This window comes from Petrimonas mucosa, assembly GCF_900095795.1.
GTDB lineage: Bacteria > Bacteroidota > Bacteroidia > Bacteroidales > Dysgonomonadaceae > Petrimonas > Petrimonas mucosa.
Genome location: NZ_LT608328.1, coordinates 2,483,554 through 2,504,514, shown reverse-complemented (window position 1 = coordinate 2,504,514; position 20,961 = coordinate 2,483,554). Strand labels below are relative to the sequence as shown.

At 46.7% G+C, this 20,961-nt stretch carries 15 protein-coding genes and 1 pseudogene; 10 read left to right on the top strand and 6 right to left on the bottom strand.

Annotated elements, in window-relative coordinates; genetic code table 11:
- Nucleotides 1-36 precede the first annotated feature (36 nt).
- Nucleotides 37-2,124, bottom strand: coding sequence for a M3 family metallopeptidase (locus ING2E5A_RS10060; RefSeq protein ID WP_083373291.1), 2,088 nt, complete (start codon nucleotides 2,122-2,124; stop codon nucleotides 37-39).
- Nucleotides 2,125-2,415: 291 nt separating this feature from the next.
- Between ING2E5A_RS10060 and ING2E5A_RS10055 the strand changes: the two genes are divergently transcribed.
- From ING2E5A_RS10055 to ING2E5A_RS10045, 3 genes are read left to right on the top strand one after another with little or no spacing between them, the layout of a single operon-like run.
- Nucleotides 2,416-3,357: an SPFH domain-containing protein gene (locus tag ING2E5A_RS10055; protein WP_071137292.1), complete on the top strand. Its 942-nt coding sequence runs from the start codon at nucleotides 2,416-2,418 to the stop codon at nucleotides 3,355-3,357.
- Between the two features lie 30 nt (nucleotides 3,358-3,387).
- Nucleotides 3,388-3,903, top strand: coding sequence for a DUF6141 family protein (locus tag ING2E5A_RS10050; RefSeq protein WP_092031339.1), 516 nt, complete (start codon nucleotides 3,388-3,390; stop codon nucleotides 3,901-3,903).
- A gap of 2 nt (nucleotides 3,904-3,905) precedes the next feature.
- Nucleotides 3,906-4,070, top strand: coding sequence for an Arc family DNA-binding protein (locus tag ING2E5A_RS10045; RefSeq protein WP_071137290.1), 165 nt, complete (start codon nucleotides 3,906-3,908; stop codon nucleotides 4,068-4,070).
- A 25-nt stretch (nucleotides 4,071-4,095) separates the two neighbouring features.
- Here the strand turns inward: ING2E5A_RS10045 and crcB are convergent, their stop codons facing one another.
- The 4 genes from crcB to ING2E5A_RS10025 are packed head-to-tail and all read right to left on the bottom strand — an operon-like array spanning nucleotide 4,096 to nucleotide 9,919.
- Complete coding sequence (gene crcB, locus ING2E5A_RS10040) at nucleotides 4,096-4,476, bottom strand: fluoride efflux transporter CrcB (RefSeq protein ID WP_071137289.1); 381 nt, start codon at nucleotides 4,474-4,476, stop codon at nucleotides 4,096-4,098.
- A gap of 5 nt (nucleotides 4,477-4,481) precedes the next feature.
- Complete coding sequence (locus ING2E5A_RS10035; RefSeq protein WP_071137288.1) at nucleotides 4,482-7,721, bottom strand: UvrD-helicase domain-containing protein; 3,240 nt, start codon at nucleotides 7,719-7,721, stop codon at nucleotides 4,482-4,484.
- Nucleotides 7,699-8,046, bottom strand: coding sequence for a translation initiation factor (locus ING2E5A_RS10030; protein WP_071137287.1), 348 nt, complete (start codon nucleotides 8,044-8,046; stop codon nucleotides 7,699-7,701). The genes ING2E5A_RS10035 and ING2E5A_RS10030 overlap by 23 nt, the downstream gene beginning before the upstream one ends.
- A 55-nt stretch (nucleotides 8,047-8,101) precedes the next feature.
- Complete coding sequence (locus ING2E5A_RS10025) at nucleotides 8,102-9,919, bottom strand: Na/Pi cotransporter family protein (protein ID WP_071137286.1); 1,818 nt, start codon at nucleotides 9,917-9,919, stop codon at nucleotides 8,102-8,104.
- Nucleotides 9,920-10,005: 86 nt separating this feature from the next.
- On the opposite strand from ING2E5A_RS10025, the gene ING2E5A_RS10020 reads away from it, so the two are divergent.
- Nucleotides 10,006-11,676, top strand: a complete 1,671-nt coding sequence (locus ING2E5A_RS10020; protein ID WP_071137285.1) for a nucleoside kinase — start codon at nucleotides 10,006-10,008, stop codon at nucleotides 11,674-11,676.
- Nucleotides 11,677-11,691: 15 nt separating this feature from the next.
- On the top strand, nucleotides 11,692-13,077 hold the full coding sequence (mnmE, locus tag ING2E5A_RS10015) for a tRNA uridine-5-carboxymethylaminomethyl(34) synthesis GTPase MnmE (RefSeq protein WP_071137284.1): 1,386 nt from the start codon (nucleotides 11,692-11,694) through the stop codon (nucleotides 13,075-13,077).
- A 20-nt stretch (nucleotides 13,078-13,097) separates the two neighbouring features.
- On the opposite strand, the pseudogene ING2E5A_RS10010 reads toward mnmE, so the two are convergent.
- Nucleotides 13,098-14,050 (bottom strand): annotated as a pseudogene (locus ING2E5A_RS10010) (IS1595 family transposase).
- Between the two features lie 257 nt (nucleotides 14,051-14,307).
- Between ING2E5A_RS10010 and ING2E5A_RS10005 the strand changes: the two are divergent.
- From ING2E5A_RS10005 to ING2E5A_RS09985, 5 genes are all read left to right on the top strand, one after another.
- Nucleotides 14,308-16,209, top strand: a complete 1,902-nt coding sequence (locus tag ING2E5A_RS10005; RefSeq protein ID WP_071137283.1) for a GmrSD restriction endonuclease domain-containing protein — start codon at nucleotides 14,308-14,310, stop codon at nucleotides 16,207-16,209.
- A 63-nt stretch (nucleotides 16,210-16,272) separates the two neighbouring features.
- A complete protein-coding gene (locus ING2E5A_RS10000; RefSeq protein ID WP_045089955.1) occupies nucleotides 16,273-16,545 on the top strand; it encodes a hypothetical protein in 273 nt (90 codons plus the stop codon).
- Between the two features lie 2 nt (nucleotides 16,546-16,547).
- Entirely contained in the window at nucleotides 16,548-16,994 is a 447-nt protein-coding gene (locus tag ING2E5A_RS09995; RefSeq protein WP_071137282.1) for a hypothetical protein, read from the top strand.
- A 33-nt stretch (nucleotides 16,995-17,027) separates the two neighbouring features.
- Nucleotides 17,028-20,273 carry a helicase-related protein gene (locus tag ING2E5A_RS09990; protein WP_071137281.1) on the top strand — a complete coding sequence of 1,082 codons (3,246 nt, stop codon included), beginning with the start codon at nucleotides 17,028-17,030 and terminating at the stop codon, nucleotides 20,271-20,273.
- Between the two features lie 2 nt (nucleotides 20,274-20,275).
- Nucleotides 20,276-20,953: a DUF4391 domain-containing protein gene (locus ING2E5A_RS09985; protein ID WP_071137280.1), complete on the top strand. Its 678-nt coding sequence runs from the start codon at nucleotides 20,276-20,278 to the stop codon at nucleotides 20,951-20,953.
- Nucleotides 20,954-20,961: the final 8 nt, after the last annotated feature.

Sequence of the window (20,961 nt, the reverse complement as noted above, 5' to 3'; positions counted from 1 at the left end):
AGAACAATATCATAGGTTTATTTTGTGCAACAGCAGTTATTCAACAAATCCCCTGTTCTTCAAGAGATAGACCGGATCTGGTTCTGCACCACGATACCGCTTGTAAAGCGTCATCGGATCATCCGAGTTACCTTTTGACAGGACATTTTCACGGAACGATGCGGCTGTAGCCTTATCGAATACCCCTTTTTCGACGAATGGCTGGAACGCATCGGCGTCGAGCACCTCTGCCCACAGGTATGCGTAATACCCGGCAGAATAGCCTCCGCTAAAGATATGCGAGAAGTAGGTGCTGCGGTAACGGGGGATGATTTCGTTGATCAGTCCGATCTTCTCCATCGATCTCTTCTCAAAACTGCGTACGTCGATATCCTTCTTTTCGCTCTGTGTATGGTAATCCATGTCGAGCAGTGCAGCAGCCACAAATTCGGTAGTGATGAATCCCATGTTGAACTTGGATGCAGCGTCGATTTTCGCAATCAGTGAATCGGGAATCACCTCGCCCGTCTGGTAATGTTTGGCGTAGAGCTTCAACACCTCGGGATGGAATGCCCAGTGCTCCATGATCTGGGAGGGGAGTTCCACAAAGTCGCGGGATACACTCGTGCCTGAAACGCCTGAGTAGGTCACGTTAGACAACATGCCGTGCAGGGCGTGTCCGAACTCGTGGAACAGTGTCTCAACCTCATCCAGGGTGAGCAGTGAGGGCGTAGTTTCGGTGGGACGGGTAAAGTTGCCCACGTTGTAGACGAGGGGACGGATATTTTCGCCGTCGAGGATCTGCTGACCACGGAAACTGCTCATCCATGCCCCGGCATTTTTCCCTGCCCGCGGGAAATAATCGGTATAGAAGACCGCTACATGAGACCCATCCGCATCCAGCACTTCATAGGCTTCCACTTCGGGATGATAGACCGGTACATTCTCCATTTTTTTGAAATTGAGACCGTAGAGGCGATTGGCCACCTCGAAAACCCCTTCGCGTACATTCTCCATCTTGAAGTAGGGTTTAATCTCCTCTTCATTGAGCGCATACTTCTGTTGACGGAGTTTCTCGGTGTAGTACCACCAATCCCACGACTCCAGTTTGAAATTGCCACCCTCGGCGTCGATCATCGCCTGAAGTTCGGCTGCCTCCTTTTTAGCCTGAGGCAATGCATATTTCCATACATCGTTGAGCAGTTTATAAACGTTTTCGGGTGTTTTAGCCATATTCTGTTCGAGGACAAAATCGGCGTGGGTTTTGTATCCGAGCATTTGTGCCTTCTCGATGCGAAGGTTCACAATATCGTTGATAATCTTTTTATTGTCGTTCTCGTTGTCGTTGTCGCCACGGTTAAACATCGCCTTGTAGAGTTTCTCCCTCAGCTCCCGTTTTTCGCTGTACTGCAGGAACGGCAACCAACTCGGTTTCTGAAGTGTGAAGATCCATTTTCCTTCCTCTCCCTCCTTGCTGGCAGTTTCGGCAGCCGCCGCGATAACTCCTTCAGGAAGTCCGGCCAGATCCTCCCGGTTCTCAATAACCAGTTTGAAATCGTTTGTCTCCTTCAGCAGGTTGCTGCCAAACTTGAGCGTCAAGGCAGAAAGCTCCTTGTTGATCTCGCGAAGTCTGTTCTTCTCGGCCTCGCCCAACATGCTTCCAGAGCGGACAAACCCCTTGTAGTAGTTGTCCAGCAAGCGGTACTGTTCGGTAGTTAGATTCATGCCGGTCGTGTAGTCGTGAAGTGTTTTGATGCGGGCGAACAGCTTGTCGTTGAAATTAATGTTGTCGCGGTGCTCAGACATCAGCGGTGACAATTCCTCTGCCAGTGCCTGGATGGAATCGTTGGTTTCGGCACTCTTCAAACCGTAGAAGACGCTTGAAACCCTCTCCAGTATGCGTCCGCTGTTGTCCAATGCCACGATGGTATTTTCAAATGTGGGTGCCTCCGGATTGTTTGCGATGGAATCAATCTCCCTGGCCTCCTCCTCCATCCCTCTGAGAAATGCAGGTTTGAAATCGGCAAAAGTGATCTGGTCAAATGGAGGCATTCCGAAAGGTGTCTCAAACTCGGTGTAGAAAATTGCCCCGTTCTCCCGGGTCTCTTGCCCATTTTTTGTGTTGTTGCAAGCAAGTAAAGTCATAGTTGCTAACGCGGTTAAAACTAATTTTTTCATTCGACTGCTAATTGATTGTTATTTAAACGATTATGAAAAATCATCCTCTTTTTTCTGAAAACTGCTGCAAAGGTATAACTTTTTGCTTAATAATTAAGGAATTAACTGTCTCTTTTGACTGTTGTGGCGACTCATGTTATATGCTATTATACCCTGAAGAATTAAATACAAGAAAAAAATGACAGAAAAATTTGGTAAAAAAGGAAAATAATTGATATATTTGCGATATCAAAATAATATCATTGTAAATTTATCGGTATGGGAACAAAAGAATTTGCGTTTAAGAGCTTTAAGGTCAATGGTTTTCTTATGCTCTTCTTGCTGCTGTTGATGTTGTGTGGAGTGGTTTTCTCTTTCTTTCTGGGTGTTGCCGGAATCATAACCGGTAGTTTTTTGACATTGGTCTGGATCATTCTGCTTTGCGGGTTTGTAAAACTTGAACCCAATGAAGCGGTTGTGATGATCTTTTTCGGCAAATACAAAGGAGTATTGAGAGAGACGGGATTCTTCTGGGTCAACCCCTTCATGTCGAAGAAGAAACTCTCTATGCGTGCCAGAAATCTGAACGTGAATCCGATAAAGGTGAATGATAAGGTGGGAAACCCCATCCTGATCGGTTTGGTGCTGGTCTGGAAGCTGAAGGATACTTACAAGGCGATGTTTGAGATTGATGCACAGACGATGGCCGCCTCAAAACCGGGTAAGGATGGGTCGGTAACCTATTCGGTAAGCAAGCAGATGGATGCATTTGAAAATTTCGTTGCGGTCCAGAGCGACGCTGCCTTGCGTCAGGTAGCCGGACAGTATGCCTACGACAACAACCTGGTTTCTGATTCCGAGATAACACTGCGTTCGGGTGGTGATGAGGTGAACGTTGATCTGCTCAATGAACTGAACAACAGATTGGAGATGGCCGGGATAGAGATCGTGGAGGCACGCATCAACTACCTTGCATATGCTCCGGAGATCGCTGCCGTGATGCTTCGCCGTCAACAGGCCGAAGCCATTATCTCGGCCCGTGAGAAGATTGTGGAGGGGGCAGTCTCCATGGTGAAGATGGCACTCGAGCGTATCGAAGATGAGAATATCATAGAGATGGATAGTGACAAGAAGGCGGCCATGGTCAGCAACCTGCTGGTGGTACTTTGCGCTGATGAATCGGCGCAGCCGGTATTGAATACAGGAACATTGTATCAGTAAGCGAGCCAGGGTTAAAGGATAAAGTCAAGAATGATGAAACAAGGACCGGTTGAATTTTACGAAGTACAGCGGTTTCGTCATTGGTGGGGATGGGTGCTGTTGCTGGGGGTAGATGCGTTGATGCTTTGGGGAGTGATCCAGCAGCTCCTGTTTGGGAAACCTTGGGGAACCGACCCCACAAGCGATATTGCCCTGGTGATCACTGCCGTGGTAATCATTGCGCTGAGCATCGCACTCCTGCGTTCGAAACTGATTACTTATATCGATGCCGAAGGAGTTTACGTGAAGTACTTTCCGTTTCATCTCAGGTATAAACGTTACGACTGGAACAATATCAGCAGTGTCTATTTAAGGAGATACAGCCCCTTGAGGGAATATGGGGGCTGGGGTTTCAGGGTGTCACTGAAATCGGGGAGAGCCTACAACATGTCCGGAAACCAGGGGTTGCAGCTTGTTCTGATGAACGGCAGAAGAGTACTTGTCGGAACAAGACAGCCTGAACAGCTGGCAGATATCTTGGTCAAGCTGGGTAAAATGAAGGAGTGAAAATGGCAAAAAAAGAGAAAACAACCAGAAATTTCGCGCTGCGGCTGGACTCGGAGACGATGGAGGCTATTGAAAAATGGGCGGCAGACGAGTTCCGCAGCGTCAATGGCCAAATCCAGTGGATCCTGGATCAGGCGTTGAAGAAGAGCGGGAGGTTGAAGGAGTAAGTCCGCTCTCACTTTTCTTGATACCCTATGCAGCCATTCCTATCTTCATTCCAATCCAGACTGCAGCAATACCCAGTACGACGCTGCAGAGGGTGTATCCCGTCAACAGCGTCCACTGGCCGAGTTCCAGTAACCGGAGGTTCTCAAACGCAAACGTCGAAAATGTAGTGTATCCGCCGCAGAATCCTACGATAAAAAGCAACCTGAACGGTTGATTATCGGGCTGGTTGGCGAGCATCCAGCCGGAGAATAGTCCAATCAGGAGAGATCCTGTGAGGTTTACGGTAAAGGTCCCCAAAAACAGGAAATAGCCATGGATGTACCTTGCCGCGATCTTTGACGCGAGAAATCGCAGTATGCTGCCAATTCCTCCTCCCAGCCCTACATATATGATCTCTTTAAGCATGATGTTCAGATTTTATTTACTTCGACAACCTTCCCGAGCTTGACATAAAAGATAAAACCTTTCACATTATCGTATCCCATCTCCCTGATCAGTCGCAGGTAGTGCTTCACTTGGCGCTTGTACTTCTCCTCCTCTCTTTCACCGAACTTGTAATCGACGACGATTGTCTCCTTGTCGCCGATCATTATCCTGTCGGGACGACTAAAACCAAATACCGGATGTAAAACCTCCGTTTCGTTGATCACATGATACTTTCCGGAGTACCAGCCAGAAACCTCAGGTTGCGACAGGGCCGAAGTCAACAGTCCGGTGATCTCTCTCCTCTCGTCCGAGTTAATCTCGCCGGAGATGTACCTAGCCTCAATGGCACCTTTCAGATCGTCCAAGGTATGTATGCTGCTGATGATTTCGTGCATCAATGTGCCGTAGGCGCGGCTGCCCTCCTCGGAGAAGAAGCCGGCGGAGTTCAACCGGAGCTTCAACCGCTTGTTGAACGGAACCGACTGCCATTTGCCCGAACCGAGCGTTGACGGAGCTTCACTCTCCCCTTCGGGTTTGTGGCGGAGCTTGACGGGTCTTCCCATTTCGAAAATTGCACGGTTATCCTCCTCAGTGAGGTAGTCACGTAACAAAAGTTGTCCTTCTGCACTCCCTTCTGCACTCAATGAACACCACAACAGGGAGGATATGTCGGTTACCTTGTCTGCTGCCGGCTTGGGAGCGTAAGCCACGATCCGGTTTTTGGCACGGGTGAATGCCACGTAGAGCAGATTCAGGTTGTCGATGTAGGTATAGAGTTTCTCCTGCAGGTATTCCTCCTTGAAAAGGGTGTTTTCAAGTGAACTTTTGTACTGCAGGGGAATTGTTCCCAGCATGTTGAATGGCTCTACTTTAGGTTTGCACCATAAAATCGGTCCCATGTTCCCGGTATGATCGATCTCCCATTTCAGGAACGGCATAATGACTGCTCCGAATCCCAATCCTTTCGATTTGTGTATGGTTATCAACCGGATCGCATCCTGGTCGTCCGGTGAAAAGAGTGTCTTGCCGCATCCTTTCTCGTCCCACCATTCGAGGAAGTCGTTGATATCTGATGAAGCATCCGCGCTGAACTTCAGTACAATATCCAGGAATGCCTGAACATAGGCATTCTCTTTTTCGTCGAGTGCATCGCTGCTCATGGCAAAGAATGCCTCGATCATCTCGTAGAAGGGCAGGGTAGAGATACGATAAAGTTCCGTCTTGATCTCAACGGGAAAATCCTGCTCTTCGTCAAAATAGGTGCCGATGGCTCTATCTGGCTGCAACTTCCGGTGAAACCTGTAGAATTCATATACGGCAAGCATGCGACGGGTCTCGTCGTTGCGGTTCTGGAAATGGCGCAGCATGGCGATGACAGCCTTTACGCTTTGTGCATTGCCGATAACAAGCGCATCGTTGGATATGATATCGTACCGGTAAGGTGACTGGGGATTTTGCTCTTTGTAGTGCAACAACGTCTCGGCTACCTCAACCGCCTCGTCATTCTTCCTTACCAGAATGGCAATCTCTTTCAAGGAAAATCCCTGATCCTGCAACCGTTCGATTTCCAGTGGCAGTTGCTCCAACGCCTTCGATTTCCAGTCGTTCTCTTTATCGGAAGCATCCAGAAAGGTAATCTTGACGTACCCATCTTCCCGATCTCTTCCCGGCGGCACCGCTTGTCTGACATGTTGATATGCCTCCGTTATCTTCCGATTGGGGTTTGTTTGCAACTCTTCGGATGAGTTGAATTTCTCCTGTAGTTTATTGGCTGCAGTGGCGAAGAGAGCATTGTTGAAATGTACAATGTTACTGTCGCTTCGCCAATTTGTATCGAGTATGCTGTTTCGGATGGTATTGTTCTGGAAGTCCTGCAATATGCGGCTTTCCAGCAACTCCCAGTCGGAGTTTCGCCAACGGTAGATACTCTGCTTCACGTCGCCCACAATCAGGTTGAAATGTCCACTGTCGAGACTCTCCTTGATTAGCGGTCTGAAGTTTTGCCATTGCATGGATGAGGTGTCCTGGAACTCGTCGATCATGTAATGGTCTATGCGTGTGCCGGTTTTTTCGTATACAAAGGGCGACTCGCTGTCGGATACAATCTTGTTCAGCAGTTCGGTGGTGTCGGATAGGAAAAGGGTGTTGTTCTCCTGCTGGTACTCCTGCAGTCGCTGGCGTATGTCGGTGAGAATACCCAGGGTGTGGTAGTTTTGAAGGATGCTCACTGCCGTATTGTAGTGAAGGTTGTTTTCAAACAGATGTACAACCTGTTTCACGCAGTCGTTCAATCCCTCGTAGTAGGCGGAGGTGATGGCTTCTCTCTTGTCGCTCTTATTGGGGATCCACTCTTCCAGATTGTCGGCCCGGTTCTTGAAACGATCCGATGGCTCTTTGAAATCGCCATTGGCCAACTTGACAAAAGTCAGGAACCCGGAATTTTTACCATGTTTGAAATCGGTATAACTCAATCCGAATCGATTCATCAGGTCGTGGGCACGGGTACCTGTCGATTTCAGTTCCCCCTCCCACGAACGGATAATCTTCAGCAGTTCCTGCCGGTAATCGTTCAGCTCTTTTTTGTCCCCGATCTTCTGCTTGTCGTCTCTGGTCAGCAGTTTATACTTTTCGTTAAAAAGTTGGTTTCCCAGCTTGCCGATATTTTGCCTGATGTTCCAGCTCTTTCCCTCCTCGATCTGGGTTTTCATATAATCGAGAATCCATCCTGCCAGTTCGCTGTTCTGCGGTTTATCGAGCTCAAAGATCATCAGATCGATAACCTGGGTCAGTACGAAATTGTTGTCGAGCTCCAGTTTGAATCCTCCCGACAAACCCATCTCGCGGGTAAAGGCGCGCAATGTCTGCTGGAAGAACTTGTCGATGGTGCTGATGTAGAATGCCGAGTAGTCGTGGAGTATGCTTTCGAGTATCGATTTGGCCTTTTCCCGGATGCGGCTTTCCGGTATCTGGAATGTTTCGGTCAGCTCCTTTACATACCCCGACTCTTCACCGGTCGAGAGTTTGTAGAGCTCTTTGACCACGCGCGACTTCATCTCGTCGGTGGCCTTGTTGGTAAAGGTGACGGCCAGAATATGCCGGTACTGGTTTTCGGCAGAGAAGAGCAGGCGCAGGTACTCCCCCGTCAGCCGGTGGGTTTTTCCCGATCCGGCGGAAGCTTTTATCAGTAGCAGGTGATTGAAGTCAGATGATGCGCGACTTTGCATATCCCTCTTTTTGCAGTATCTCGAGTACCCTTTGCCGGTGGTCACCTTGTACGATAATATCGCCATTCTTTACCGAGCCGCCTACACCGCATTTGCTCTTCAGCAGTTTTCCCAACGTCTCCAACGCCTCATCCGACCCGGTAAATCCGGTAATAAGCGTGACGGCCTTTCCGTTCCGGTTCCGTTTATCTAGACTTACGCGCAACTGCTGTTTCTCCTTTGGAAGAGTGACAACCTCTTCTTCCGTATCCTCTTCCTGGTAGTGGTAGTCTGGATTGGTAGAGTAGACGATGTTCAACCTTTTTTTCCAGTCATTATCCTTCATTGTTCCTTGTTTTAACCACGAAGGTAGGAAATTTTCTCGGTAGATGCCCCGGAAATCATTCCGGTTTCACTTTCAATGATTCAATTACGTTGATGATATAGTCGCCCATCCGTTCCGATTCCGAAATAATGTCCATATAGAAGACCCCATTCTGGTATGAGTACAGGTTTTCGTTCAGATCTTCCACATTCTTCAGTTTCAGTTCGTTCCGCTTGCTGTTGATCTTCTTTTCCAGGCCTTGACTTTCAAGTAATTCAATTTCGGTAATCTGCTGGTTCTTCAACAGCAGTTGCATATTCTCGAAAGCTTTATCCAGCAGCGCGTACATCGAATTGATATTGGTGATGATCTTCTCATCAAATACAACATTTGCATCCATCTTCCGTTTCAAGTGCCGTCCGATATTGCAACAGGAGTCGGCTATACTCTCAATTTCCGTTACTGCACGAAGGATGGCACGAATATGCTCTTTACTCCTGTGACTCAATCTTCCTTCGGAGACTTTACCCAGGTAGGATCCTATCTCCACCTCCATCCGGTCGCAGATATCCTCGTACTTCTCCAACCGGTTGTAGAGCTTCAGGAATTTCTTGTCGTTGTGATCCATATTGGTCATCTTCTTGACAAACCCAAACATCTTCTTTGCCCGCTTGGCATACACTTCGGTCTCCTTTTCGGCTTGCAGGATAGACAACTCGGCCGTAGAGAGGATTCCCGTCGAGATATATTGGAGAACAAATTCCTCGTCTTCCTCCTCACCTGCTTTAGGACGTATAACAGTGATGCATATTTTCTCGTAAATCTTAACGAACCATATCATTATCATCACATTGCAGATATTGAACAGTGAGTGGAACAATGAGAGACCAAATGAGGTTGCACTCTGATAATTGAGATAAATCTCCTGTTTGGAGATTAGGTCGGCAGGAAGTTCCGACCTTGAGAGTGTTGTTATCTGCTTATACTCTTCGGGGGAGAGTGATGCAAAAAATGTAGAAATATCGGCCGGATTGGCAGGTCCGAAAGTTGCCACCAGATTTTCTACCATATTCACGAAAAACTTGAAAACGAATAACATCCAGATAACTCCCAATACATTGAACATGAAATGGGCAAAGGCTGCACGTTTAGCCGACAGGTTTGCAGGGATAGCGGCCAGATTTGCAGTTATGGTGGTGCCGATATTTTCGCCCATAATCATTGCTGCTGCGGCTGGAAAATCGATCCACCCTTTTGTGGCCATGATCAGTGTGAGGGCTACGGTAGCACTCGATGACTGTACAATAATGGTCAAAACGGTTCCTATCAGCAGAAAAATCAGAACCGACCCGATTCCCATATCAGAGAAGTTTTGTACGAACGACAGCACTTCGGGATTGTTCTGCAGATCTGGCATTGCGCCCTTGAGGAAGTCCAGCCCCATAAAAAGAAAGGCAAATCCGAAAATGAATTCGCCGATGGACTTGTTTCTGCTTCTGGATGAAAAGATCAGTGGAATCGCAATACCCATCAGCGGGATGGATAAAGCGCTGATGGAAAATTTCCCGAATCCAAACAGAGAAATTATCCACGCCGTAACCGTTGTCCCGATGTTGGCTCCCATGATAACACCGATCGATTGGACCAGGCTCAACAGTCCCGCATTCACAAAACTCACTACCATAACTGTGGTAGCCGACGAGGATTGTATGAGTGCGGTGATCAGCACACCTGTCAATACACCCATGACACGGTTTTTGGTCATTGCCGACAAGATCGTCCTGAGCTTATCTCCTGCAAGTTTTTGCAGTCCTTCGCTCATTATCTTCATACCATAAAGGAAAAGGGCTAAGGAACCGATGAGCTTTAAAAAGTCGAAGAAACTGTAGTCCATTATTGAAAAAATAGCGTATATTAGCATGCAAATATAGCTAAAATAAGCTTTATTGCAAATGTTTGTAAATATTAATTGAAGTAAAAATGATTGATACTGTTCGTATTCACTGCCTTAACACAGGAGAATACAAGGATGTTCCAGTAGGCTCTTCGTTGGAAGAGCTGATTGACATTTTTGGAGTGAAAAAACCATACCTGATTGCAAACGCGAGGGTGAACAACAAGACGGAAGCATTGACCTATAAAGTCTATCACCCAAGAAGAGTGGAGTTCAACGACCTTTCCGATTCGTCGGCCATGCGCACCTACGTGCGTTCGTTGTGCTTTGTCCTCTCGAAAGCGGTTGATGATACGCTCCATAACGCAAAGGTCTTTATCGAACATGCAGTTTCGAGGGGTTACTATTTCTACATCGAAAGTGAGGAGGCCGTTGGAGAAAAGGAGTTGATGGCAATCAAAAAGCGGATGCAGGAGATTATCGATGCCAATATACCGTTTGTTCAGGTGGAGGAGGAGATCGACCAGGTAGTGAAACTCTTCCGCGAGAACGGAATGGATGACAAGGCCCTGTTGCTTGAAACTTCTGACGAACTGTTGTATGCACGTTATTCCAAATTGGACAATTATATCGATTACTATTACGGCTGCCTGTTGCCTTCGACCGGCTACCTCAATCTGTTCGACGTGGTTCCCTATAATGGCGGCTATCTGCTTGTGATTCCCAACAGACAGAACCCGGTTGAACTTGAGCCGGTCATCCCGCAACAGAAGCTGCTGAAGGTCTATCGCGAACATATCGAGTTTTTGAAGATCAGCAAGCTGGATAATGTGGGCGACCTGAACAAGGCTATCCGATCGAATAAGATTTCGGAGATCATCCAGATTTCCGAAGCCTATCAGGCGAATGAGATTGCCGATATTGCCAAGGAAATTACCGACAGGTACAACGACGGTTTGAGGGTTGTACTGATCTCAGGTCCGTCGTCGTCGGGCAAGACTACATTCCGAAAACGGCTGGAGGTGCAACTGTATGTGAATCGGTTAAAGCCGGTTGGTATCTCGCTTGACGATTACTTTATCGACCGCGAACATACTCCACTCGACGAGTTTGGCGAGAAAGACTACGAATCGCTTTACGCCATAGATCTCGACCTGTTTGAAAAGCATGTGATCGCTCTGCTTAACGGGGAGGAGATTGAACTGCCGTCTTACAATTTCGTGACGGGTCAAAGGGAGTTTCGCAATCACCGTCTCGTCATGGACAATAAGAGCGTGTTGATCGTTGAGGGGATTCATGCACTCAATCCCAAACTGACGGAGCACATCTCACGTAATCAGAAGTTTATGGTTTATGTTTCGGCATTGACCTCCATCTCGCTGGACAACCACAACTGGATCCCGCCAGCAGACAACCGTCTGTTGCGAAGGATTGTCCGTGACAGCCGTTACCGCGGATATTCCGCACAGGAGACCATCTCCAGGTGGGACAGCGTGCGACGCGGTGAAGAGAAGTGGATCTTCCCGTTTCAGGAGAATGCCGACGTGATGTTCAATTCGGCCATGATCTATGAGCTGGCGGCCATCCGTCGCCATGCGGAACCGGTTTTGCAACAGGTTCCCCGTGTGGCTAAAGAGTATTCCGAAGCATACCGTCTGCTGAAATTCTTGCGCTACTTCAATTATATTGGGGACAAGGAGCTGCCGCCCACTTCGTTGCTGAGGGAGTTTCTAGGAGGTAGTAGTTTCCGGTATTAAACCACAGTTATATATATGAACGATATTATCTGTGCCATCTCCACTCCGCCCGGAATGGGAGCAATTGCCGTTATCCGCCTTTCAGGCAAGGGATCCATTGCTGTGGCCGATACCCTCTTTGTCTCGCCTTCGGGTAAGCGTTTGGCCGATGCAAAGGCCAACTCTGTTCTTTTCGGTGAGATCCGCTTCAATAACGAAGTTACGGATGAGGTGCTCGTCACCGTTTTTCACGCCCCCCGTTCGTTCACGGGTGAGGAGAGTGTGGAGATTTCGTGCCATGGTTCGGTATATATCCAGCAGAAGATCATTGAGGCATTGATTGCCAGGGGGGTCCGGCTGGCAAAGCCGGGTGAGTTTACGCGCCGCGCTTTCGGAAACGGGAAGTTCGACCTGAGTCAGGCCGAAGCGGTGGCCGACCTGATCGCCTCCTCGTCGCAGGCATCACATCGAGTAGCCATGAATCAGATGCGTGGCGGATTTGCCAGTAAGCTGGCTGAACTTCGGGACAAGCTTTTGCAGTTCGTATCGCTGGTTGAACTCGAGCTCGATTTCGCCGAAGAGGATGTGGAGTTTGCCAACCGGCAGAAGCTTTACGAGCTGACTGAAGAGATTGAACGGGAGATCGACAAGCTGGCCCGTTCATTCCAGTTGGGCAATGCGATCAAGAATGGTATTCCTGTGGCGATCATCGGTGAAACTAACGCCGGAAAGTCCACCTTGTTGAACTTGCTTCTGAACGAGGAGAAAGCGATTGTTTCCGATATTCACGGTACCACACGCGACGTGATCGAAGATACGGTCAACATCAACGGGGTCACCTTCCGTTTCATCGATACTGCCGGCATCCGCCATACGACAGACACCATCGAAACGCTGGGGATCGAACGCACCTACCAGAAGATTGCCCAGGCCTCCATCGTACTCTGGATGATCGATCTGACCACTCCCACAGAGGAGATCAATACACTTGCCCAATCCATTATTCCTAAACTTGTCGACAAGCATGTGCTGCTGCTGCTTAACAAATCAGATCTTCTGTCGGAATCAGAGCGGGAGGAGAAGCAGCATCTGTTGCCAGAGCTTAAGGCAGAGCGGCTGTTCATCTCTGCAAAAAAACGGCAGAATACCGACCAGCTGCAGCAGTTGTTGTTAAAGGCGGCCGATATTCCACAGATTGGCGAGCACGATGTGGTGGTGACCAACCTGCGTCATTACGAAGCGCTGATGAACGCACTCGAGGCAGTCCGCCGAGTAAAAGAGGGACTCGATACCGGCATCACCAGCGATTTCATCTCGCAGGATATCCGCGAGTGCATGTTCTACCTAGGGGAGATCACCGGCCAGATCTCCACGGACGAGATACTGGGGAATATCTTCAGTAAGTTCTGCATCGGAAAGTAACCACACAAAACAATAAATGATTATCCGCAATAGTTCCTATTGTAAATTCTTGATTTGAAATCAGGCGCACACGATACGGCGGCTATCAACAGCCTGTCAAACTGGTTCTCGCCGAAGTAACGCCTGTTGAACTTGTAACAGAACTGGTTGAGGTAATATTGCAAGTATTCTGGTTTTATCTTGTAATACACGCCCAGGAGCTGTCGTTTGGCATTGCTGATCGCGGTATGCACCCAGGGCAGCACCTTGGAAAGATCCTGGTGTGGAATAACAGATGCCGTATGTGAATGAACATGCTCTTTCAATTTAGTGTAAGAAGTTGAATCATCGGTGGTCAGATCCGCCGTGCTTTCGACATGCTCTTTGACATTCTTTGTAATTGTATCGGCTTTCAAGTCGTTGATGACTTTCATCTTCAGGTATCTGGCCTTCTTGGGTTTTTTACCCGGTTTGGGGTTTTCAACCGTTTTGCTTTCAGCCATCACCAGGACCTTGGTCTTTTTTGGCTTCCACGGCCGCGTTTCAACGGTTTCTCCTTCTCTTCAACGGATATCTCGGTGGAAAAGAAGGCGTCGTCCAGCTCGATGGCGCCCTCGAGCGTGTACTTGTCGTCACGCTTGCCCATCACGTCACGCAGTTTATTGACCATTTCCCATATGGGCTGGTAACGCTTGTGCCCCAGCTGTCGCTGTATCTCGGCGGCGGAAAAGGAGCCCTTGGTAGCCGTGAGCAGGTGCATGGCCACGAACCAGTAACGGTATGGCAGGTTGGAATGCTGCATGACCGTGCCCGAACGCAGCGTCTGGCGCGCTTGGCAACGCTTGCATTCGTAAGCCTGCTTGTTTTCCAGCCAATAATGCTCCTTACAATTACAACGACGGCAGGTAACTCCCATTTGGTCTCTTTGTTGTTTGAATTTTTCCCGACAGGTTTCCTCATCGGGGTAATTTATAGCAAAATCCAGGATATTCATAGCTTGAAATATTACATGTGTTCAGAATGTAAATATAATGAATATCTGTGATTTGTGTAAGCATTTGCGAACTTATTTATAACTATTTTTCCGCTAAATTCTTTAGGAATAACTGCGGATATACATTAAGAAAAATTATTGGTCGTTTAGAAAACTTTTTTTAACTCTTTTGCTGTTTTAATTTTATATATTTGTAAATCATTTTAACTTGTAGAACAAAATAATTTTTCTAAATATTTGAATTAGCTTGATCTGCTATGGAAACATTTGATTCAAAAAAAACCAGTCTGTATGAGATATTAAAGAGTATCCATGAAGGGAAAATTCAATTGCCCGACTTTCAACGAGGATGGGTATGGGATGACAATCGCATAAAAGGAATATTAGCTAGTGTCGCGAAGTCATTTCCCATAGGAGCGGTGATGCTGCTTGAAAACGGAAATGAATCCATCCGGTTCAAGACAAAAGCCATTGAGGGTGCACCTGATGTAAACGGCAAAAAACCAGAGATGTTGATTCTTGATGGACAGCAACGGCTCACGTCACTTTACCAGGCAATCATATCCAATAAAGTTGTAAAAACAAGAAATGCTAAGGGGTATGAGATAAAAAGGTGGTATTATATTGATATGCAGAAAGCCCTGGATCCGGATACTGATCTTGAAGAAGCAATATTTTCAATCAACGAAAACAAAATAGTAACTGAGAATATTGGTCGCGATGTAGTATTGGATCTAACAACCCGAGAGAAGGAATTTGAGAACATGATGTACCCCGTTAGCCTTATAGACGAGTATGATACATGGTTCCCATCTTTTTTCGAATTTTGGGAATATGACAAGGAAAAAATTAAGTTTTGGAATGAATTCCACAGAAGAATTATTCTGGGTTTTAATAATTACTCGCTTCCTGTGATTGAAATGACTAAAGATAATCCTAAGGAAGCAGTATGCCAGGTTTTTGAAAAGGTAAATACGGGTGGTGTATCGCTCTCTGTTTTTGAATTGCTTACTGCTTCTTTTGCCTCTGAAGAATTTGATCTGAAGGAAGATTGGAATCATATTAAATCGAAATTCAAATCTTTTAAAGTACTCGATAAGACCAGTGAGATTGATTTTATTCAGGCTATCACTCTCTTTTCTACTTATCGGAGAAAAATTGATCTTGAGCAGGTGGGTCAAAAAGATAACTTTCCTGCAGTAAGTGCCAAGAGGAAAGAGATGCTCAATCTGGAGTTGTCTGATTATAAAAAGTATAGAAATCAGATTGTGGATGGTTTTATCAAAGCCTCCAAAATTCTCGTAGAAAACCATATCTTTCACTCAAGAGATGTCCCATATACAACTCAATTGGTGCCTATGGCAGCCATTCTCTCACAACTGGGAAAGGATATTGACAATGTGGGAAACAAAACCAAGTTGATGCGGTGGTTCTGGTGCGGTGTTTTCGGTGAATTATATGGCTCTGCAAACGAAACAAGATATGCCCTCGACATTGTACAGGTTGTTGATTGGATATTAAAGAATGGTCCTGAACCGAAAACAATCTATGATGCCAATTTTGTTCCGTCACGACTACATACACTGAGAACACGAAATAGTGCCGCATATAAGGGAATCTATGCTATACTGATGGATGATAATACCAGAGACTGGTTATCAGGAACGAAGATTGATATCAGTACTTACTTCTCTGAGTCGATAGATATTCATCATATTTTCCCGGTGGCGTGGTGTGAAAAAAAAGAAAATGCCATTTCCCGTGACGAATATGATTCTATCATCAACAAAACACCCTTATCGGGCAGAACAAATCGTATTGTAAGTGGAGATGCACCCAGCAAATATCTGGACCGTATAAAGAAAAATGTTGGTGTATCAGATGATGAATTTATTGAAATATTAAAGTCACATGTCGTCAATCCTGAATTTATGTATAAGGACGACTTTAAAGGTTTCTTCAATGACAGAAAGGAACGCATCTTGCAGAAAATTGAAAAGGCCATGGGAAAACCAATCATGCGAGAACAGGCTATCTCTGAAGAAGGTGAGTATAAGAATGATGAAGAGCTTATTGATGAAACGGTTGACTTTTCCCAGCTTATGTTGCTTGATGAAGAAAATCAACTTACTTCCAGTGATATAACACAAGATGACTGAGCAGCCAGCTTGGAATGAAACCAATGTCAGGAATATCAAGTAGGATCACCACAATTATTTTTCATGAAAGAAAATTACAATAGGAACATTTTATTGAGATGTATCGTTTGTGGAGATACTGATTTGGATTGCGTTGAAAACGAATTGTCTGTTAAGTGTAATCGGTGTGGAAAGGAATATCCCGGTGGATATGATGAGTTAGTTGAGTTGAACCAACCCTATATAGACGATGAAATTCTGAGAATGAAGACTGAAATTGAGAAAGATGCTCAGAAAGCGTTGGATGATTCGTTTAATAAAATCTTTAAAGGGAGTAAAAATTTTAAAATAAAATAATTATGGCAGTTGCTGGTTTAATTATCTCCTGTTTAGCATTATTATGGGGTGTGTTTACGTATTGCAAGCACGACAAAAAAATTAAAAGTCAAGATGAAAAGATTAATCAATATAAACTTGAATTAATTAAGAAACAAAAAGTAGATGAGAAGAAAGCCATTATAGAAGCACACATCATAAAGGGAGATAGGTATAAAAGGATTATTAAAGTTTACAACAAAGGAAAAGCAATTGCTAGAAACGTAAACGTTATTATTCCAGAGATGGGTAACTTTCAAGTTGCTAACAATCCTTGTCCCATTGACATTCGACCCCAAAACAACATTGATATCGAAATTCGAGCTTTCATGAGTAAAGATAGTAGTTACAGCAAGATTGATATTGAGTTCGAATGGTCTGATGATTTTTGTGAATTAAATAAAGATATACAGACGATTCAATTATTTTAATATTGGTCCAATTAGAGACACTTGGTAAGTTCAATGAAGTTAATCGACAACATCAACCATAAGCTCGGGGATGAGTTAGAAAAAACGATAGGCAGGGGGAGTAAGCTTTCGATAGCTGCTGCCAGTTTCTCAATCTTCGCTTATCAGGAACTGAAGAAAGAGTTGCAGGCGATTGATGAGCTGCGCTTTATCTTCACCTCACCCACTTTTCTGAGAGAGAAAACGCCCAAGGAGAAGCGAGAGTTTTTCATTCCACAGTTAACCCGGGAGCGGAGCCTGTATGGAACAGAGTTCGAGGTGCGACTACGGAATGAACTGTCTCAAAAGGCGATTGCACGAGAGTGTGCCGAATGGATCCGTCAGCGGGTACGTTTCAAGACCAACACTACCCACGACCAGATGGGCGGGTTTATCCATCTCCGTCAGGAGGAAGAGGTGGCTTATGCCCCGGTGAACGGTTTTACCACGGTGGATCTGGGAAAAGAGAAGGGTAATCAGATGTTCAGCCTCATCAACCGCATTGCTGCTCCTTTGAGTGCACAGTACCTGGAAGTATTCAACGAGCTGTGGGAGGATGAAGAACGGATGCAGGAGGTGACCGATCAGGTAGTGGAACACATTTCAAATGTTTATCGGGAGAATGCCCCTGAGTATATCTATTTCATCACCCTCTACAATATCTTTAATGAGTTTCTGGAAGATCTTTCGGAGGATGTGTTGCCCAACGAGGCCACCGGCTTCAAATCGAGTGAGATTTGGAACAAACTCTATAATTTTCAACAAGATGCCGCCCTGGCCATCATCAACAAGCTGGAGAAGTTCAATGGCTGTATCCTGGCCGACAGTGTGGGGCTTGGCAAAACATTTACCGCCCTGGCGGTAATAAAGTACTACGAGAACCGGAACAAGTCGGTGCTGGTACTCTGTCCCAAGAAACTGGGCGACAACTGGATCACCTTCCGCAGCAACCTCACCAACAACCCCATTGCCAAGGATCGCCTGCGGTACGATGTGCTGTATCACACCGACCTGTCCCGCGACAACGGCAACTCCAACGGGCTGCCGCTCGACCGGATCAACTGGGGCAATTACGACCTGGTGGTGATCGATGAGAGCCACAACTTCCGCAACGGCGGACAGATCTATGGTGATGAGGAGAAGAAGGAGAACCGTTACCTGAAGCTGCTCAACAAGGTGATCCGTACAGGCGTTCGCACCAAGGTGCTGATGCTCTCCGCCACACCGGTAAACAACCGCTTCTTCGACCTGCGCAACCAGCTGGCGCTTGCTTACGAAGGTGAACCCGAAAAAATTGAGCAGCTGCTGGATACGAAACAGAGCATCGACGATATTTTCCGACAGGCGCAGGCTGCCTATAACCGGTGGAGCAAACTGGGTGTGGAAGAGCGAACCACCAATACGCTGCTCGACATGTTAAGCTTCGACTTCTTCGAACTGCTCGACAGCGTCACCATCGCCCGCTCCAGAAAGCACATTCAGAAATATTATGATACTACCGCAGTTGGAAACTTTCCTACACGTCTGAAACCGGTCTCCATCCGTCCGTCGCTTACCCAAAAGAATGGAGCCATCAACTACGATGAAATATACGAGTTGCTCACCCAGCTCAACCTGAGCATCTATACCCCCTCGGAATATGTTTTTCCCAGCAGGCAGGAGAAGTATGAAAAAAAGTACGGAAGAGATATGGGTAACACCTTTTTCCGTCAGTCCGACCGTGAAAAGGGCATCCAGCGGCTGATGAACATCAACCTGCTGAAACGACTCGAGAGCTCGGTCCATTCGTTCCGTCTCACCGTAACCAAGATCAAGCAGCTGATCGACGATACCCTCGAGACCATCAACTCGAAGAACTACACCGAATCGTTTCAGGTGGAAGGATTGGTCAGTGAAAACGATTTGGAGATCGATGACCAGAATACCGATCTCTTCGTGGGAAGAAAGGTGAAAATTTCCCTGGCCGATATGGATACCGCTTCCTGGGCTGCAGAGCTGGCACATGACAGTGCCATCCTGCATGAACTGCTCTTCTTTGTCAATGACATTACCCCTGAGCACGACTACAAACTGCAGACGCTGCTCTCGGTTATCGACGATAAGATGGCACACCCCATCAATGGTGATAATAAGAAGATTTTAATCTTCACCGCTTTCTCCGACACATCGGAATACCTCTACGAACATGTCAGTGCCCATGTTAAACAGCAATACGGGCTCAACACCGCGCTGATCTCCGGCTCGGTGGAAGGCCGATCCACCTGTCCACGGCTACGTAACGACATGAACACCGTGCTTACCTGCTTCTCCCCAATCTCCAAGCAGAAAGAATTGATTATGCCGGAGAATCACCATGTGATCGACGTCCTGATTGCCACAGACTGTATTTCCGAGGGACAGAACCTGCAGGACTGTGACTACCTGATCAACTATGATATCCATTGGAACCCGGTGCGCATCATCCAGCGGTTCGGACGGATCGACCGTATTGGAAGTCGCAACGAGGTGATCCAACTGGTCAACTTCTGGCCAGACCTCTCGCTCGATGATTACATCAACTTGAAAGCAAGGGTGGAGACACGGATGAAGATCTCGGTGATGACCGCCACGGGTGATGACAATCCCATCAGCGAGGAGGAAAAGGGTGATCTGGAATACCGCAAGCAGCAACTACAACGGCTGATGGATGAAGTGGTCGATATTGAAGAGATGAACAGTGGTATCTCAATAATGGATCTTGGCTTGAACGAGTTCCGGCTCGACCTGCTTGAATACATGAAATCCGATCCCGATATCAACCACGCTCCATTCGGGCTGCATGCCATTGTGGAAGCCAGTGATGATGCTCCCGAAGGCGTCTTTTACATTCTGAAGAACATCAGCAACGGCGTGAACATCGATAACCAGAATCGGTTGCATCCCTTCTACATGGTATACATTTCATCCAATGAGGAGGTGATCTGCAATCATCTCTCCCCGAAGAAGCTGCTGGACACGATGCGTCATCTCTGCAAGGGCAGGTCTGAGCCGATCGTGGAACTGTGCCGCGAATTTAACTCGGAGACACACGACGGGCGGAAGTTGGATCGTTACTCCCGTCTCCTGGAAGCGGCGATAGGATCCATCGTTCAGGTGAAAACCGAAAAGGAAATTGAAAGCTTCTTCACGACTGCCGACACCATCCCTACGGGCGCAGCCATCAAAGGGCTGCATGATTTTGAACTGATCTGCTTTCTGGTTGTGAAACATAAATCATCCTGATCATGATTCAGTTCCCTTCATCCACCCACAAAGGCCTCAGGCTGCCGAAAGAGAGTTTTTACACCCATGCCACGATGACTCCCATCGTAAAAAGAGCCATGATCGATGATATTGAACAGATTGTCTGGAGCCATACCCTCACAGCCGAAACCCTCAACGTGAACAGGAGCGATAAGGTGCGGCAGATAGACGTGCTGACCGTTTTCCTCAAAAAAAAGGAATGTAACGAGAAGATCTTTGAGGTGATTGAGAGAGTCATCCCCAGGCATATCCTCTTTATCCTCAGGTTTAAAAGTGAGTACCGTTTGTTGATTCACTACAAGGAAGAATACGAGAACGTGAAAGGGAAATTCCGGATTGTGGAGTCATACACCACCGATTGGAAACCTGAAGAGGAAGTCACCCTCTCCATTACGGGACTCGATCTGGAACGTATTTACCACAACTTTGTCTATCAGATTGCCGGCAACAAATTGAAGAAAGAGCCCGGCAGGGAACTTAGCAAAGCAGTGGAACAGCAACAGGAAGCGGAGAAGATCAGAAACAAGATTGCCCGGCTGGAAGCCAAACTGAAAAAGGAGGTACAGTTCAATCTTCAGCTTCAAATATCGATGGAAATAAAAGTACTGAAGAAACAGTTGTTAGATACAACCGATAAAGAGAAATCGCTGCCTCGATGAAGATTTTC

Excerpts from the sequence above, each read along its gene's own strand:
- ING2E5A_RS10060 (WP_083373291.1), bottom strand. The coding sequence starts at position 2,124 with ATGACTTTACTTGCTTGCAACAACACAAAAAATGGGCAAGAGACCCGG.
- ING2E5A_RS10055 (WP_071137292.1), top strand. The coding sequence starts at position 2,416 with ATGGGAACAAAAGAATTTGCGTTTAAGAGCTTTAAGGTCAATGGTTTT.
- ING2E5A_RS10050 (WP_092031339.1), top strand. The coding sequence starts at position 3,388 with ATGATGAAACAAGGACCGGTTGAATTTTACGAAGTACAGCGGTTTCGT.
- ING2E5A_RS10045 (WP_071137290.1), top strand. The coding sequence starts at position 3,906 with ATGGCAAAAAAAGAGAAAACAACCAGAAATTTCGCGCTGCGGCTGGAC.
- crcB (WP_071137289.1), bottom strand. The coding sequence starts at position 4,476 with ATGCTTAAAGAGATCATATATGTAGGGCTGGGAGGAGGAATTGGCAGC.
- ING2E5A_RS10035 (WP_071137288.1), bottom strand. The coding sequence starts at position 7,721 with ATGCAAAGTCGCGCATCATCTGACTTCAATCACCTGCTACTGATAAAA.
- ING2E5A_RS10030 (WP_071137287.1), bottom strand. The coding sequence starts at position 8,046 with ATGAAGGATAATGACTGGAAAAAAAGGTTGAACATCGTCTACTCTACC.
- ING2E5A_RS10025 (WP_071137286.1), bottom strand. The coding sequence starts at position 9,919 with ATGGACTACAGTTTCTTCGACTTTTTAAAGCTCATCGGTTCCTTAGCC.
- ING2E5A_RS10020 (WP_071137285.1), top strand. The coding sequence starts at position 10,006 with ATGATTGATACTGTTCGTATTCACTGCCTTAACACAGGAGAATACAAG.
- mnmE (WP_071137284.1), top strand. The coding sequence starts at position 11,692 with ATGAACGATATTATCTGTGCCATCTCCACTCCGCCCGGAATGGGAGCA.
- ING2E5A_RS10005 (WP_071137283.1), top strand. The coding sequence starts at position 14,308 with ATGGAAACATTTGATTCAAAAAAAACCAGTCTGTATGAGATATTAAAG.
- ING2E5A_RS10000 (WP_045089955.1), top strand. The coding sequence starts at position 16,273 with ATGAAAGAAAATTACAATAGGAACATTTTATTGAGATGTATCGTTTGT.
- ING2E5A_RS09995 (WP_071137282.1), top strand. The coding sequence starts at position 16,548 with ATGGCAGTTGCTGGTTTAATTATCTCCTGTTTAGCATTATTATGGGGT.
- ING2E5A_RS09990 (WP_071137281.1), top strand. The coding sequence starts at position 17,028 with ATGAAGTTAATCGACAACATCAACCATAAGCTCGGGGATGAGTTAGAA.
- ING2E5A_RS09985 (WP_071137280.1), top strand. The coding sequence starts at position 20,276 with ATGATTCAGTTCCCTTCATCCACCCACAAAGGCCTCAGGCTGCCGAAA.